We start from the raw sequence: 15851 nt of genomic DNA, 5'->3' as shown, positions 1-15851 counted from the left end.
GCCACTGACAGCACGAGAGGGGACCGAAGAGTGAGCATGAGCCTGTCCAGCCTCACCGACCGATACCGCGCGCACGGCACCGCCCGGGTGGTGGAGATCGACGTCTCGGGCACGCGCCGCGAGATCACCCAGAGCGAACTGCACGCGCTCGCCGCCCGCCGCGCCGAACAGCTGACGGCCGCGGGAGTTCGGCGCGGTCACGTCATCGGCATCCGGGCGGGCAACAGCATCGACTGGCTGACCTGGGACCTGGCGGCGCTCGCCGTCGGCGCGCTCCTCAAGGCGTTCCCGGACGCGACCGACGTCCCCGACCCGGAGAAGTTCGTGGCCGAGCACGGACTCGCGCTGCTGATCGCGGACGACCCCGTGCCGGCGACCGCGCCCGCGGTGGTGCGGCCCGACGGCGTGCCCCCGGCCGGCGCGGTACCGGCCACGGCGGAGGTCACCGACCGGCCGGACCTGCACAGCCTGGTCTACTCCTCCGGCACCTCGGGCCGGTTGAAGGGCCTGGAGATCAGCGCCGCCGGCACCGCCTACGTCATCAACCGCTTCGTCGACGCCTTCGGCCTCACCGGCGACGACCGCCATCTGATCTTCCTGCCGCTCTCCAACTACCAGCAGCGGCTGTCGGTGTACTGCTGCCTGTGGCTCGGCGCCGACCTGGTCCTCGCCCCGTACCAGCGGGTCTTCCCCTCGGTGCGCCGCGAGCGGCCCACCTTCCTGATCGGACCGCCGGTCTTCTACGACACCGCGCTCCAGCTCTACGCCGGCGGCAAGGCCGGCGGCACCCTCCACGACTTCCTCGGCGGGCACATCCGCTTCCTGATCACCGGCATGGCCCCGATCCGCCGGGAGACCCTGGACGGGTACTGGTCCCGGGACGTACGGCTGTTGGAGGCGTACGGGCTGACCGAGACCGGCATGATCGCCTGGAACACCGAGGACGCCGCCCGCCCGGGCACGGTCGGCCGGCTCATCGACCCGGAGGCGGTCACCGTCCTCGACGACGGCGAGGTCGTCATCGACCGCCCCGCACCGCTCAGCCTCGGCTACTTCGAGACCGACGGGGAGTCGGCGCCCGAGGACACCTTCCGCCCCGACGGGTCGATCCTGACCGGCGACTACGGGCGGCTGGACGAGGACGGGTACCTCACCCTCGTCGGACGCAAGAAGGACGTGATCGTGCTCGGCACCGGGCGCAAGGTGCACCCGGCGGAGGTGGAGGCCGCGTTCGCCGCGGTGACGGGCCTCGCGGAGATCGTCGTGGTGCCGACGCCGCACTCCGGTCGGATCGGCGCGATCGTCACCCCGGCCGACCCGGGCGACCCGGAGCTGCGCTCCTCGCTGCGGACCCGGATCGCGGAGGTCAACCACGCCCTCGACGCCGACCACCGGGTGACTTCGCTGGTCTTCTCCGAGCGACCGCTGCGCTCCGACCCCGCCTTCATGACCGGCAACCTCAAGCTGAGCAGGGGGAAGGCCGCTGAGCACTTCGCCGGCGCCGGCGAAGCCGTGCTCGTCGGAAGCGCAAGCGGGAGCGGGCACGGCAGCGGAAGCGGGCAGGGGAGCGCGAACGGGAGCGGGCGCGGGGGCGCGCGGTGAGCGACGGGACGCGGGCCGCCCCGCCCGCGGCGGACCCCCCGGGCTCCCCCGTCGTCGACGCCCAGGTCCAGTTGGGCAGCGAACTCGCCATCCCCCGCGCCTTCCTGGAGTACCAGGCCGCCAACGTCCACCACCGGCTCACCGCCCACGGCCACGGCGTGCGCCCATCCCGCATCCTCGACCAGGTGCTCGCCGTCCACCAGGACGACGAGGCGGACAAGCTGGTCGCCGAGATGGACGAGGCGGGCGTGGACCGGGCGTTCCTGGTGGTGCCGGACTTCTCGCATGTGGCGGACTGCCGGCTCGACCGCCCCGAACTCGCCGAGCTGCACCACCGGGTGACGCTGCGCCACCCCGGCCGCTTCCACGTCTTCTGGGGCGTGGACCCGCGGGCCGGGCAGGACGGCGTGGACCTGTTCGAGCACTGCGTGAGCGCGTACGGCTTCGCCGGGTTGAAGCTGTACCCGCTGTGCGGCTACTCGCCCAGCGACCGCCGGCTGTACCCGTACTTCGAGGTCTGTCGGCAGTACGGGCTGCCCGTCATCAGCCACACCGGCCCCGGCTGGGGGCCGCTGGACTTCACGTACGGCGCCCCGCTGCTGCTCGACGGCGCCGCGCGCGACTTCCCCGGGGTGGACTTCGTCCTGGGGCACGGCGGCGTCACCCACGTCGACGAGTCGACGTACCTGTGCGCCCACCGCCCCAATGTGCACCTGGACATCAGCCAGTTCCACTCGGTGCTGCACGCGGACGGCTGGCAGGCGCACGTGCGCGCGCTGCTGCGCACCGGGATCAGCCACAAGGTGCTGTTCGGCACCTGCTGGCCGTCCTACCGGCTGTCGGAGTCCCTGACCTCACTGGTCACCGCCTTCGCCGCCGGCTCCCCGGCCGTCGAGGGGCTGCGGGAGCGCGACCGCCGACTGGTGACGAGCGGCAATGCGCTGCGACTGGTCGGCCGGGCGGGCGACCGCACAGCGGAGGGCCGCGCGCGGCCCGGCGAGACCCCGGCCACCGACCAGGGAGCCGGCCCGACGGACAGGAGTGGACGGACATGAGCGACGAGGCGCTGACCCTGGAGAAGTCCCTGATCTCATGGGTGGAGGAGTGGACGGCCGGCGACGCCCAGGTGGCCGTGGACGCGGAGACCAACCTCAGCCACACCGGCGTACTGGACTCGATGGCGGTCGTCGGCCTCATCTCCCACCTGGAGGAACAGGCCGACGCACCCTTCGACTTCGCCACGTACGACCCCGCGGACGGCGTCACCATCCGCGGCCTGGTCCAGCACTGCATCGGATGACCGGCATCTACGACGGCCACTGCCACGTGGCCACCGCCCGGTGCATCCCCCGGCAGTTCGTGGCGGACGTCGCCGGCAACGTGCACGCCGGGCTGGCCGCCCGGGGGCCGGCCCCGTCCGTGGACCGGATCGTCCAGGGGTACGCCGCACAGCACCAGGACCACCTCGCGGACGGCCTGGTCGCCGAGATGGACGCCGCCGGAGTGGAGAAGGCGGTGCTGCTGGTGCCGGACTTCTCGCTGCGGCTGCCCGGCAGCCCGCCGCCGGAGGAGGCCGCCCGGCTGCACCACGCCGTACGGCAGCGCCACCCCGGCCGGTTCTGGGTGTACGTCGGCATCGACCCGCGGCGCGGCCCCGACGGCGCCCGCGCCTTCGAGGACCAGGTGGAGCGGTACGAACTGGACGGGGTCAAGCTCTATCCGCCGTGCGGGTTCTCGCCCTCCGACCCCCGCCTCTACCCGTACTACGAGATCTGCGCCGCCCGGTCGCTGCCGGTCTTCGTGCACACCGGACCCACGGCCGCGAGCCTGGACTACGAGTCCGCCCACCCGCTGCTGATCGACGGCGCGGCACGGGACTTCCCCACCGTGCCCTTCGTCCTGGGGCACGCCGGTCTCACCCACGTCGACGTCGCGGGCTATCTCGCGGCGTACCGGCCCAACGTCTATCTGGACATCGGGGGCTTCGCGAGCACGCCGACCCTGCGGGACTGGCCGGGCCATCTGAACCGGCTGTTCCGCCTGGGGCTCAACCACAAGGTCCTCTTCGGCACGGACTGGCCGCTGGGCCGCCTGGCGGGCGGACTCAAACGGCTGGTCGACGAGGTCGTGCACGGGCCCACGGTCTTCGCCGGGGTGCCGGCCGTCGAACGGGACCTCGTGCTCGGCGGCAACCTCCTGCGGGTCCTGGCGCCGGGGAGCCGTCCGAAGCCGTAGCCCGCCCCACGCCGCCCCGGGTGGGGCCGCGAACCGCTGGACGTACGAGGAAGGAGATGAGCGATGGCGATGACCAGATCGGGCAGTGCGTCGGTGCGCCACCGGCGGGGAGCGGACCTCGCGCCCGTCGGGGCCGACGTCACCTTGGTGGACCTCTTCGAGACGCAGGTGGCGCTGCACCCCCACCGCACGGCCGTCACCTGCGGGCCGGACCGCCTCGGCTACGCCGCCCTGGACGAGCGCGTCAACCGGCTGGCCCGGGCGCTGATCCGGCGCGGCGCGGGGCCCGAACGGCTCGTCGCCCTGGCGCTGCCGCGCTCGATCGACCTGGTGGTGGCGGTCCTCGCGGTCCTCAAGTCCGGCGCGGCCTATCTCCCCCTGGACCTCGACCATCCCAGGGAGCGTCTGGAGCGCACCCTGCGGGACGCCCGTCCGGCGCTGCTGCTCAGCCTCGATCCGGTGGAACTGCGCACCGAGGCAACCCATTTGGTGCTCCGTGATCCGCGGACCGCCGCCGACGTGGCGGACTGCCCGGCGAGCCCGCCCACCGCGGTCGGCCGCCACGCCGCGCTGACCGCGGACTCCGCGGCGTACGTCATCTACACCTCCGGCTCCACGGGCCGACCCAAGGGCGTCATCGTCACCCACCGCAACGTCGTCCGTCTCTTCGCCCGCACCGCCGCCGCCTTCCGCTTCACCGAGCACGACGTGTGGACCCTCTTCCACTCCTACGCCTTCGACTTCTCCGTCTGGGAGCTGTGGGGCGCGCTGCTGCACGGCGGACGGCTGGTCGTCGTCCCCTACGAGGTCAGCCGCTCGCCGGAGCGCTTCCTCGCCCTGCTCGCCGACGAGCGGGTCACGGTCCTCAACCAGACGCCGTCCGCCTTCCGGGCCCTGGTGCACGCCGACCGCGACCACCCGGCGACCGGGGACCGACTCGCGCTGCGGACCGTGGTGTTCGGCGGCGAGCCGCTCGACCTCGGCGCACTCGCGCCCTGGTACGAGCGGCACGCCGACGACGCCCCGGCGCTGGTCAACATGTACGGGATCACCGAGACCACCGTCCACGTCACCCTGACCGCGCTCACCCGGTCCGACGCCGCCACCGGCGCCCCGAGCCGGATCGGCGTCGGCATCGCCGACCTGTCCGTCCACGTCCTCGACCGGGCTCTGCGCCCGGTGCCCAGCGGCGTGCCCGGGGAGCTGTACGTCGCCGGGCCGGGCGTGGCCCGCGGTTATCTGAACCGCCCCGGCCTGACCGCCGGCCGCTTCCTGGCCGACCCCTTCGGGCCGCCCGGCGCCCGGATGTACCGCAGCGGCGACGTCGTCCGCCGCACCGTGCGGGGCGAGTTGGAGTTCGTCGGCCGCGCCGACGACCAGGTGAAGATCCGCGGCTTCCGCATCGAGCCCGGGGAGGTCGCGGCCGAGTTGGAGGCCCAGCCCGCGGTGCGCCGGGCCGCCGTCGTCGTCCACGAGGACGCCTCGGGCGAGCGGCGGCTGGTCGCCTACGTCGTCCCCGACCGCCGGGCCCGGGCGACGGGGGACGGCACGGCCGCGGCGCAGGTCGACGACTGGGCGGAGGTGTTCGACACCCAGTACACGGGGGTCGCCACGCGCGGCGCCCCCGCCTTCGGCGAGGACTTCACGGGCTGGCACGACAGCTATGCCGGTGGCGCCCCGCTGCCGGTCGACCACATGCGGGAGTGGCGGGACGCGACCGTGGAACGCATTCGGGAGCTGCGCCCCCGCCGCGTCCTGGAGATCGGCGCCGGCGCCGGTCTGCTGCTGTCCCGGCTGGCCCCCGAGTGCGAGGAGTACTGGGGTACGGACCTGTCCGCGCGGGCGATCGAGGCGCTGCGCCGCGAGACGGCGTCCCGTCCCGACCTGGCCGGCCGGGTCCGGCTGCGCCACCGGGCCGCCCACGACCTGGGCGACCTGCCGGCCGCGCACTTCGACGCGGTGGTGCTCAACTCCGTCGTGCAGTACTTCCCCGACGCCGACTACCTGCACGACGTCCTCGGCCGGGCCTGGGGGCTGCTGCGCCCGGGCGGTGCCCTCTTCGTCGGGGACGTCCGCGACGTGAGGTCCCTGCGCTGCTTCTCCGCCGCCGTGGCCCTGCGCCAGGCGTCCGCGGACGACGACAGGGCCGCGCTGCGGGGCGCCGTCGAGCGCGAACTGGCCCTGGAGGCAGAACTGCTGGCCGCACCGGACTTCTTCCACGCCGTCGCCCGGCGGCTGCCGGCCGCGGGCCCGGTGGACGTCCGGGTGCGCCGCGGTCGGCACCACAACGAGATGACCCGCCACCGGTACGACGCGGTGCTGCACAAGCAGGACGCGTCGCCCGCGCCCGCAGCGCCGGAGCCGGTCCGACTGCGCTGGCCCGAGGACCTGGCGTCCGCGGGCGTCCTCGCCGACCGGCTGCGCACGCAGCGGCCCGAGCGGCTGCGGGTGGCCGGCGTCCCCAACCCGCGCACGTCCCAGGAGGTCGCGGCCAGCCGCGCCTTGGACCACGGGGCGGACCTGCCGGAGCTGCGCGAACTGCTGGCGCGTGCGCCCCGCGGGGTCGAACCGGACGCGTGGTACGCGCTGGGCGGCGAGTTGGGCTACCGGGTCGCGGTCGCCCCCTCCGCAACGGCGGTGGACACGCTGGACGTCCTCTTCGACCGCGCGGGCGGTGCCCTGGCGGCGTACGAGCCGGCCACCGGGCTCGCCGAGCCGGCCGCGTACGCCAACAGCCCTCTGACGGCCCGTCACGGCGCGCGGGTGACCGCGGCGCTCAGGGCCCGGCTGCGGGAGCGGCTGCCCGACTACATGGTGCCGACGGCCGTGGTGTACCTGGAGCGGCTGCCGCTGACGGTCAACGGCAAGCTGGACCGCGGCGCGCTGCCGGCGCCCGTGCTGGAGTCCGGCCGGAGCCGCCCCGCGCGCACGGAGCGCGAGCGGACCCTGTGCGCCCTGTACGAGGAAGTCCTCGGCGTCGCTGGCGTCGGCGCGGACGACGACTTCTTCGCGCTCGGCGGCCACTCTCTGCTGGCCACCCGCCTGGTGGCCCGGGTCCGCGCCGCGTGCGGCGTGGAGGTCTCGGTCCGGGCGCTCTTCGACGCCCCGACGGTCGCCGCCCTGGCCGCGCTGATCGACGCGCAAGGCCGCACGGGTGCCGATTCCGCGGCGCGTCCCGGTGTCCTGCCGGGCGTGCGCCCCGACCCGTTGCCGCTCTCCTTCGCCCAGCGCCGCCTGTGGTTCCTGCACCACCTGGAGGGCATGAGCCGGGCGTACCACGTGCCGTGGCTGATCCGGCTGACCGGCGCCCTGGACCTCGACGCCCTGCGGGCCGCCCTGGCGGACCTGGTGGCCCGGCACGAGGCCCTGCGCACCGTACTGCCCGACCAGGACGGCGAACCGGGGCAGCGGATCCTCGACCCGGCGCACGCCCCCGTGCCGATGGCCGTGCACGACGCCACCGACGCAACCCTGCCGGCCCTCCTCGACGACGCCGTCTCGCCCGGCTTCGACCTCGCGCGCCAGCTGCCGGTGCGCGCCGATCTGTACCGGCTCGGCCCGCAGCGGCACGACCTGCTGCTGACGGTGCACCACATCGCCTGCGACGGCTGGTCGCTGGCGGCGATCACCGAGGACCTGACGGCGGCCTACGCGCGCCGCGCCGGGACGGCGCCGGTGGGCGCGGACGTCGAAGCGCCCGCCCAGTACGTCGACTACACGCTCTGGCAGCGCGCCCTGCTGGGCGACCCCGGCGATCCGGACAGCGTCCTGGCACGGCAACTGGACTACTGGCGCACGCGCCTGGCCGACCTGCCAGCCGAACTGGACCTCCCGTTGGACCGGCCGCGACCAGCGCACCCCACCCACCGGGGCAGGACGCTGCCCGTCGCCTGGGGCCCGGAGCTGCACCGCGCCCTGACCGAGCTGTCCCGACGCACCGGCACCAGTTTGTTCATGGTGCTCCAGGCCGGGCTCGCGGCGCTGCTGACGCGGCTCGGCGCGGGATACGACGTCCCCGTGGGCTCGCCCGTGGCCGGCCGCACGGACCAGGCCCTGGAGCGTTCTGTCGGCTTCTTCGTCAACACGCTCGTCCTCCGGCTGGACACCTCCGGCGCGGCCACCTTCCGGGACCTGCTGGGCCGGGCGCGTGACGCGGCGCTGGGGGCCTACGCCCACCAGGACCTGCCGTTCGAGTACCTGGTGGAGGACCTGAACCCGCCCCGGGCCGTCGGCCGCCACCCCCTCTTCCAGGTCTCCCTGGCACTGCAGAACGTGCCGCGGCCCCGCTGCGCCGTGCCCGGCCTGGAGGTCGACACCGAGCTGCTGCACCCCGGTGCCTCCCGCTTCGACCTGCTGGTCGACCTCACGGAACGGCACGGCGCCGACGGCGCGCCCACCGGCCTGGACGGCTTCGTCGAGTACAGCACCGAACTCTTCGACCGCGACACGGTGCAGACCCTGGCCCGCCGTCTCGCGCTGCTGCTCACCCGGGCGGCGGCCGAACCCGACGTGCCATTCGAAGCGCTGGACGTCCTGCTGCCCGAAGAGGAACGCGACCTCGAAGCGCCTGCCGTGCCCGCGCCGCCACCGGGCACGCTGCCCGGGCTCTTCCAGGACCAGGTCCGCCGCACTCCGGCCGCGCCGGCCGTGAGCTGCGGCGACGACCACCTGACCTACGCGGAGCTGAACGCCCGGGCCAATCGGCTGGCGTGGCGGCTGCTGGCCGAGGGCGTCGGGCCCGAGCAGCTGGTGGCGCTGGCCCTGCCGCGTTCGGTCGACATGGTCGTCGCGCTGTTGGCCGTGCTGAAGACGGGCGCCGCCTATCTGCCCCTGGACGTGCGCCACCCGGCCGAGCGGATCGCCCTGCTCATGGCGGACGCCGCGCCCGCCTGCGTGCTGACCACCGCCCGTGACGCGGGGCTGCCCTTCGGGGACGTGCCGCGGCTCCTGCTGGACGACGAGCGGGGTACGGGCCCGGACGCCGACGCCCGCGACACTGACCCGTGCGACGCGGACCGTACGACGGCGCTGCGCCCCGAGCACCCCGCGTACGTCATCCACACCTCCGGCTCCACGGGCCGCCCCAAGGCAGTCCTGGTCCCGCACTCGGCCGTCGTGAACCTCGCCCGGTGGGCCGATGACGCCTTCGGGCCGCGCCGGCTCTCCCGCGTCCTGGCCGCCACGTCCCTCACCTTCGACGTGTCGGTCTTCGAAATCCTCTGCCCCTTGCTCTGCGGCGGCGGCGTGGAAGTGGTACGCGACACGCTGGCCCTGGCCGAGCGCCCGGCGAGGCGCCCCAACGGGAGCAGCGGGAGCCTCGTCAGCGCGGTGCCGTCCGCCCTGTCGAACGTCGTCGCCCACCTCGACGCCGCACTCGACGTCGGTGACGTCGTGCTGGCGGGCGAGGCGCTGCCCGCCCACGTCGTCGCGGAAGTGCGGGGCGCCGCCCCCGGGGCCCGGATCGCCAACCTCTACGGGCCGACCGAGGCGACCGTCTACACCACCGCGGCCTGGCTCGGGGACGGCGAGGAGCCGCCGCCGATCGGCCGTCCCCTCCCCCACACCCGCACCCGGGTGCTCAACCCGCGTCTGCGGCCGGTCCCGCCGGGCGTGCCCGGAGAGCTGTACATCGCCGGGGCGGGGCTCGCCCGCGGCTACCGCAACGCCCCCGGGGCGAGCGCCGACCGGTTCGTCGCCGATCCCTTCGGCGCCCCGGGCGAACGGATGTACCGCACCGGCGACGTCGTCCGCCGCCGCCAGGACGGCACCTTGGAGTTCGTCGGCCGCGTCGACGACCAGGTCAAGATCCGGGGCTTTCGGATCGAACCCGGCGAAGCGTCGAGCGCCCTGGTCACCCATCCCGCGGTGGCCCGCGCTGTGGTGACGGTGCGGGAGGACCGGCCGGGCGACAGACGACTGGTGGCCTACTACGTGCCGAACGGCGACGGGGCCGGCGCGCGCGGTGGGGGCGACGGGGCCGGCGCGCGCGGTGGGGGCGACGGGCCCGAGCCCGCGGAGCTCCGGGACCACCTGGCCCGCCTCCTGCCGCAGTACATGGTGCCCGCCGCCTTCGTCCGGCTCGACGCCCTGCCGCTGAACGCCAACGGGAAGCTCGACCGCGCCGCGCTGCCCGCGCCGCGGGCCGAGGGGCAGCGCACCGTGCGCACCCCGCGCACCCCCGACGAGAAGGCGCTGTGCGACCTGTTCGCGGACGTCCTCGGCATCGACCGGGTCGGCGTCGACGACAGCTTCTTCGACCTCGGCGGCCACTCCCTGCTCGCCACCCGGCTGGTGGCCGGCATCCGCACCCAACTGGGCGCGGCGGTCGGCGTCCGCGACCTCTTCGAGGCGCCCACCGTCGCCGCCCTGGTGCCGCGGCTGCGCCCGCAGCACCCGGCGGAGCCCGAAGCCCCCGCCCCGGCGGGCCCCGACGAAGGGAAGTAGGCACCATGGCCGATGCGTACGAGACGGGGCCGGGGGCGCTGCGCACGCCCCCCGCCCTGACGCTCCTGCACGATCCGCCGGAGCCCGAACTCGACCTCGTGGTCATGCCGTTCGCGGGCGGCGGCCCGTCCGCCTTCAACTCCTGGGTGGCGCGGATCCGGCCGTCCTGGCGGCTGGCCGCGGTCTGTCTGCCGGGCCGCGGCGCACGGTTCACCGAGCCCTTCCACACCGACTCGTCGGCGGCGGCGCGCGAGGTCGCCGACGCCGTCGGGGCCCTGCGCCGCCACGGCGCGCCCCGGCCGCTCGTCTACTTCGGCCACAGCCTGGGCGCCCGGCTCGCCCGGGACGTCGCCGCGCTCGCGCCGCCGGAGCTGCTGGGGGTCGCCGGCTGCTCGCCGGACCGCGTCGACCCCGCGGAACACGCCCGCCTCGACGACGCCGCCCTGGAGCGCATGACCCGGGCGGCCGTCCGCGCCACGGGGCTCGCCGACGCGGAGCTGCTGGCGGAGCTCGTCGAACTGACCTTGCCCGCGTTCCGGGCCGATCTGGCGCTGTACGCCGGGCACCGACCGCCCACGACCCCCTTGGCCTGCGACGTCGTCGCGTACTACGGCGAGCGGGACGAGGTGCCCGCCCGGCCGTGGACGCGGCACACCACCGGGCGCGCCACCGTCGTACGGCTCCCGGGTGACCACTACGTCGTCCAGCGGGCCCCGGGGCCGCTCGTCACCGACCTGGGGCGGCGGCTGGACGCCGTCCGCTCGGCCACGTCCCGCTCCGCCGTCGAGAGGTGAAGGCACCGCCCATGAAGTACACACAACTCGGCCGCTCGGGTCTCACGGTCAGCCGGCTCGGTCTGGGCACGATGAACTTCGGCGTGCACACCCCCGAGCCGGAGGCGCACGCCATCTTGGACCGGGCCGTGGACCGGGGCGTCAATCTCGTCGACACCGCGAACACCTACGGCTCACGGCTCGGGGCGGGCGAGACGGAGCAGATCATCGGCTCCTGGCTGGCCAAGGACCCCGCGCGCCGCGATCGGATCGTCCTCGCGACCAAGGTGTACGGGATGATGGGGCGCGAGCCCAACGCGGGGCGGCTCTCGGCGATCCACATCAAGAAGGCGTGCGAGGACTCCCTGCGGCGCCTGGGCACCGACCACCTCGACGTCCTCCAGGTGCACCACGTCGACCGGCGGACGCCGTGGGACGAGACCTGGCAGGCGCTGGAACTCCTCGTCGCCCAGGGCAAGGTGACGTATCTCGGCACGTCGAACTTCGCCGGCTGGCACCTGACCCGGGCCCAGGAACACGCCCTGCACCGCGGCGGCGTGCGCCCCGTCAGCGAACAGTCCGTGTACAACCTGCTGGAGCGCACCGTCGAGTTGGAGGTGCTGCCGGCCTGCCGCAACTACGGCGTGGGGCTGCTGCCCTACAGCCCCCTGCACGGCGGACTGCTCAGCGGGGCGCTGCGCCGCGCCGCCGCCGGGGGCCGCACCGGCCTGCCGAAGTCGGCCCGGCAGCTCCAGCACCATCGCGATGCGGTCGCGGCGTACGAGAAGTGGTGCGCCGACCTCGAACGGGCGCCGGCACAGGTCGCGGTGGCCTGGCTGTTGCACCAGCCGGGCGTCACCGCACCGATCCTCGGGCCCCGTACGGTCGAGCAGTTGGAGGACGGCCTCGGCGCGCTGCGGATCTCGCTCGACGGGGACCGGCTGAAGGAACTCGACGCGCTGTTCCCCGGTCCCAAGGGGCCGGCGCCGGAGGCGTACGCCTGGTGACACCGGCCGGCCGGGCCTCGCGAACGCCGACGGGCCCGTGTGCCCGTCGGCGTCAGCGGCGTTCGACGACCCCGTCCTGCGTCGACTCCTCCGGTTCGACCGGTGCCGTCTTCGCCGCGGGCCACAGGCGCTCTCCGACGACGAGCACCGCGCAGGCCGCGACGGTCAGCAGCCCGCCGACGAGGAACGCGCCGCGCACGCCGGTGAGCGGCAGCACCAGCCCGCCGAGTGCGGCGCCCGCCGCGATGCCGGCGTTGTAGGCGGCGGAGTTGGCGGCGAGGGCGATCTCCGTGCGGGCCGGCGCGCACTGCAGCATCTCGTTCTGGGTGGCCATGAAGACGGGCCCCAGCGAACCGCCGAGCAGCGCCAGGAACACCACCGCCGCCACCGGGGACGAACCGGTCGCGTACAGGCCGAGGAGTCCGACCGCCTGCGTGGTCACGGCCGTCGTCAGGGCGCCGCGGGGGAAGCGGTCCAAGAACGCCCCGGTGATGCTCACCCCGGCGACGCCGGCGAGCCCGAAGACCGCGAGCAGCCCGCTGACGGTGCCGTCCGAGAACCCGCTCACCTCGCCGAGGAACTTCACGACGTAGGTGAAGCCCGCGAACGCGCCGGTGACGGAGAGGGTCGTGGTCGCCAGGACGATGCCGAACCGGCGGGTGTCGGGCGCGGTGCCGTACGCGGCGTGCCCCTCCTCCGGGCGGGAGGTCGGCAGCAGTGCGGCGATCGTCACCAGGGAGGCCAGCCCGAGCCCGGCCAGCACCGCGATCGGCACGGTCCAACTGCTCTGCTGCCCCAGCCAGGTGCCGGCGGGAACACCGAGGACCAACGCCAGCGAACCGGCGACGGACAGCGCCCCGACCACGCGCCCGCGCACCTCGGGAGCGAACAGGCCCACCGCGACCGGCCCCATCACGGCCCAGAACAGCGCCTGGGCGAGCGCGGTGACCAGCCGGGCGGCGAGCAGCACCCAGTAGGAGGTGGCCAGCGCCGACATCAGGCTGGACACGACGAGCGCCGCCAGCAGCACCGTCAGGACGTGCCGCCGGGGCATGGCGCGGGTGGCGTGGGCCAGCGGCAGGGACACCACGGCGACGGTCACGCCGTAGCCGGTGACCAGGTAGCCGACCGCGGACAGGGAGACCCGTAAGTCGTCGGAGATGAGCTCCAGGAGGCCGATCGGCAAGTTCTCCGCGGTGTTGAACGTGAAGGCGGCCAGCATCAGGGCCACGAGCACCGCGAGTTTGCGCCAGAGCGCCGGTTGTGCCGCGACCATGCGATCTCTTCCTGTTCGCGTCTGTTGCTCCCTGCCCCTCCCGTCCCACGGTCGAGGGCCTTCAACGTATCCACAACGGCGCTGGTACGGGCCCTGTTGGCGGGAGGCTGGCCAAGGCTGGCCTAAAGTCCACGGTGCTGACAGCCCCGCGGGCGGTAGGGGGCCTCTTCGGTCGGGCCCCCTACCGCCTGTGCCGGGGTGGACGGGTCAGTGAGACGCGTCCCCGACGTTCGCACGGCTCGGCTCGCGCTGCGCGGCACCGGCGGACGGACCGGTGGGCGGGGGCGTCGGCCGGGTGAGCTTCTCGCCCTCGATGTCGACCTCCGGCAGGGCCCGGTCCAGCCAGCGGGGCAGGGACCAGGCGCGGTCGCCGAGGAGGGCGAGCGCGGCGGGCACGATCGTCATGCGGACGACGAAGGCGTCGAAGACGACGGCGACCGCCAGCCCGAAGCCCAGGGACTTGATCATGGAGTCGTCGGAGCCGACGAAGCCGGCGAAGACCGAGATCATGATCAGGGCCGCGACGGTGACGACGGTGGCGCTGTGCCGGAATCCGCTCACGACGGCGGCCCGGGCGTCGGCGCCGTGGACGTACGCCTCCCGCATCCGCGTGACCAGGAACACCTGGTAGTCCATGGCCAGGCCGAAGACGATGCCGACCATCAAGATGGGCATCAGGCTCATCACGGGACCGGTCTGCTCCAGTGCGAACAGGTCCTTGAGCCAGCCCCATTGGAAGACGGCGACGAGCGCGCCGAGGGAGGCCAGCACCGACAGCAGGAAGCCGAGGGCCGCCTTGACGGGGACGAGGACTGAGCGGAACACCAGGATCAGCAGCAGGACCGCCAGTGAGACGACGAGTGCCAGATAGGGCAGGATCGCGGCGCTGAACTTCGCGGAGATGTCGATGTTGAGCGCGGTCGTGCCCGTCACCAGGGCGCGCGCCCCGGTGTCGGATTCCATCGTGTCGGCCAGGCCGCGGATCTCGTCGACGAGTTCTTCCGTGGCGTCGCTGTCCGGAGCGCTCCGGGGGACGACGGTGAGGATGGCGGTGTCGCCCGCTTCGTTGAACGCGGCCGGGGTCACCGCCGCCACGTCGGGCCGGGCCGCGAGGGTCTTGCCGAGTTCCGCTGCGCCGTCGCGGGCGACGGCGGGGTCGCGGTCGTCGACGGTCACGGTCAGCGGGCCGTTGACGCCGGGGCCGAACGACTGCGCCAGCATGTCGTACGCCTTGCGCTGGGTGGAGGAGGCGGACTTGGAGCCGTCGTCGGGCAGTCCGAGATCGAGCTTGGTGGCGGGCAGGGCGATGACTCCCAGCGCCAGCACGGCCAGGACCAGGGTCCTCGCGGGCTTGCGCAGGACGTGGCTGATCCAGCGCTGGCTCAGCGGCGTACGACCCTGCGGCGTGCGGTCATTCGGTGTGCGGTCCTGCGGCGACCGGTCCTGGCCGGTCGGTCCGGCGGCGGGCCGCTTGCGGGCCTTGCCGCGGACGCGCTCCCCGGCGAAGCCCAGCAGGGCGGGGACCAGGGTGGTGGCGACGAGTACGGCGACGATCACCGCCCCGGCGGCGGCCAGGCCCATCGAGGTGAGGATGGGCAGGTTCACCACGGTGAGGCCCGCGAGGGCGATGACCACGGTCAGCCCGGCGAAGACGACGGCCGACCCGGCCGTGCCGTTGGCCCGGGCGGTGGCCTCCTGCGCGTCGTGCCCGTCGGCGCGCTCCGAGCGGTAGCGGGAGACGATGAACAGGGCGTAGTCGATGCCGACCGCGATGCCCAGCATGGTGGCGAGGGCCGGCGTGTTGCTGTTGAGGTCGAGGGGGCCGCTGAGGGCGGTGATGGCGGCCATGGTGACGCCCACGCCGACCACCGCGGTGAGCAGCGGCAGCCCGGCGGCGACCAGGGAACCGAAGGTGATGACCAGGATGACGGCGGCGAGCGCGAAGCCGACGACCTCGGCCGTGTGGCTCACCGCGGGGGGTGCCAGGGCGTTGCCGGACGCCTCCACCGTCAGGCCCCGGTCCCGGCCCGACTCCAGGGCCCGCTCCAGACCGCTGTGGTCGCGGTCGGTCAGCTCCGTGTCCGCCGCCGTGTAGGTGACCTGCGCATACGCGGTGCTGCCGTCGGCGCTCACCGCGCGGGCGGCAAAGGGGTCGGTGACCTGGCCGACGCGGTCGGAGGACTCCTTCACGTCCGTCAGGGTCGCTTCCAGCGCGGCCCGGTGTTCGGCGGCGCCGATCTGCTCGCCGTCGGGAGCCCGGACGACGACGCGGGCGGTGGCCCCGTCGGCGTTGGCGGCCGGGAACTTCTCCGCCAGCAGGTCCATCGCCCGCTGTGCCTCGGTGCCGGGCAGCGTGATGGCGGTGCTGGGCGACCCCGAACTGCTCGCGGCGCCGACCCCCACGGCGCCCAGGACGAGGGTCCACAGAAGGACGACCAGCCAACGCCGTCGGAAGGCGAAGCTGCCGACCCCGTGCAGGAACGTAGCCATGCGGTTGATACTCCGAATCAGGAA

The 15851-nt window shown here is 74.3% G+C and carries 9 protein-coding genes; 7 read left to right on the top strand and 2 right to left on the bottom strand.

Annotation, left to right across the window (positions count from 1 at the left end):
* The first annotated feature begins 36 nt into the window (after positions 1–36).
* From ABZ842_RS06905 to ABZ842_RS06875, 7 genes are all read left to right on the top strand, one after another.
* The gene (locus ABZ842_RS06905; RefSeq protein WP_361532886.1) at positions 37–1602 is read left to right on the top strand and encodes an AMP-binding protein; all 1566 of its coding nucleotides are present in this window, start codon (positions 37–39) and stop codon (positions 1600–1602) included.
* Positions 1599–2657 carry an amidohydrolase family protein gene (locus ABZ842_RS06900; protein ID WP_361532883.1) on the top strand — a complete coding sequence of 353 codons (1059 nt, stop codon included), beginning with the start codon at positions 1599–1601 and terminating at the stop codon, positions 2655–2657. Before ABZ842_RS06905 ends, ABZ842_RS06900 begins: the two co-directional genes overlap by 4 nt.
* Positions 2654–2902: a hypothetical protein gene (locus ABZ842_RS06895; RefSeq protein ID WP_361532880.1), complete on the top strand. Its 249-nt coding sequence runs from the start codon at positions 2654–2656 to the stop codon at positions 2900–2902. The genes ABZ842_RS06900 and ABZ842_RS06895 overlap by 4 nt, the downstream gene beginning before the upstream one ends.
* Positions 2899–3837 (top strand): amidohydrolase family protein, encoded by a 939-nt coding sequence (locus ABZ842_RS06890; protein ID WP_361532877.1) that lies wholly within the window; start codon positions 2899–2901, stop codon positions 3835–3837. The genes ABZ842_RS06895 and ABZ842_RS06890 overlap by 4 nt, the downstream gene beginning before the upstream one ends.
* Positions 3838–3900: 63 nt before the next feature.
* The gene (locus ABZ842_RS06885; RefSeq protein ID WP_361532874.1) at positions 3901–10281 is read left to right on the top strand and encodes an amino acid adenylation domain-containing protein; all 6381 of its coding nucleotides are present in this window, start codon (positions 3901–3903) and stop codon (positions 10279–10281) included.
* Between the two features lie 5 nt (positions 10282–10286).
* Positions 10287–11075, top strand: a complete 789-nt coding sequence (locus ABZ842_RS06880) for a thioesterase domain-containing protein (RefSeq protein WP_361532871.1) — start codon at positions 10287–10289, stop codon at positions 11073–11075.
* 11 nt (positions 11076–11086) lie between these two features.
* Complete coding sequence (locus tag ABZ842_RS06875; protein WP_361532868.1) at positions 11087–12061, top strand: aldo/keto reductase; 975 nt, start codon at positions 11087–11089, stop codon at positions 12059–12061.
* 52 nt (positions 12062–12113) lie between these two features.
* Here ABZ842_RS06875 and ABZ842_RS06870 read toward each other — a convergent pair whose 3' ends face one another.
* The gene (locus ABZ842_RS06870) at positions 12114–13337 is read right to left on the bottom strand and encodes an MFS transporter (protein WP_361532865.1); all 1224 of its coding nucleotides are present in this window, start codon (positions 13335–13337) and stop codon (positions 12114–12116) included.
* A 207-nt stretch (positions 13338–13544) separates the two neighbouring features.
* Complete coding sequence (locus ABZ842_RS06865; protein WP_361532862.1) at positions 13545–15827, bottom strand: MMPL family transporter; 2283 nt, start codon at positions 15825–15827, stop codon at positions 13545–13547.
* Between the last annotated feature and the right edge of the window lie 24 nt (positions 15828–15851).

The organism is Streptomyces sp. NPDC047315, assembly GCF_040643215.1.
GTDB lineage: Bacteria > Actinomycetota > Actinomycetes > Streptomycetales > Streptomycetaceae > Streptomyces.
The sequence above is the reverse complement of the archived record's forward strand: the minus strand, read 5'-3'. Positions and strand labels throughout refer to the sequence as shown.

What these genes read in the sequence shown, in the direction of transcription:
- ABZ842_RS06865 (WP_361532862.1), bottom strand. Translation starts at nt 15,827, where the DNA reads ATGGCTACGTTCCTGCACGGGGTCGGCAGCTTCGCCTTCCGACGGCGT.
- ABZ842_RS06870 (WP_361532865.1), bottom strand. Translation starts at nt 13,337, where the DNA reads ATGGTCGCGGCACAACCGGCGCTCTGGCGCAAACTCGCGGTGCTCGTG.
- ABZ842_RS06875 (WP_361532868.1), top strand. Translation starts at nt 11,087, where the DNA reads ATGAAGTACACACAACTCGGCCGCTCGGGTCTCACGGTCAGCCGGCTC.
- ABZ842_RS06895 (WP_361532880.1), top strand. Translation starts at nt 2,654, where the DNA reads ATGAGCGACGAGGCGCTGACCCTGGAGAAGTCCCTGATCTCATGGGTG.
- ABZ842_RS06905 (WP_361532886.1), top strand. Translation starts at nt 37, where the DNA reads ATGAGCCTGTCCAGCCTCACCGACCGATACCGCGCGCACGGCACCGCC.
- ABZ842_RS06880 (WP_361532871.1), top strand. Translation starts at nt 10,287, where the DNA reads ATGGCCGATGCGTACGAGACGGGGCCGGGGGCGCTGCGCACGCCCCCC.
- ABZ842_RS06890 (WP_361532877.1), top strand. Translation starts at nt 2,899, where the DNA reads ATGACCGGCATCTACGACGGCCACTGCCACGTGGCCACCGCCCGGTGC.
- ABZ842_RS06885 (WP_361532874.1), top strand. Translation starts at nt 3,901, where the DNA reads ATGGCGATGACCAGATCGGGCAGTGCGTCGGTGCGCCACCGGCGGGGA.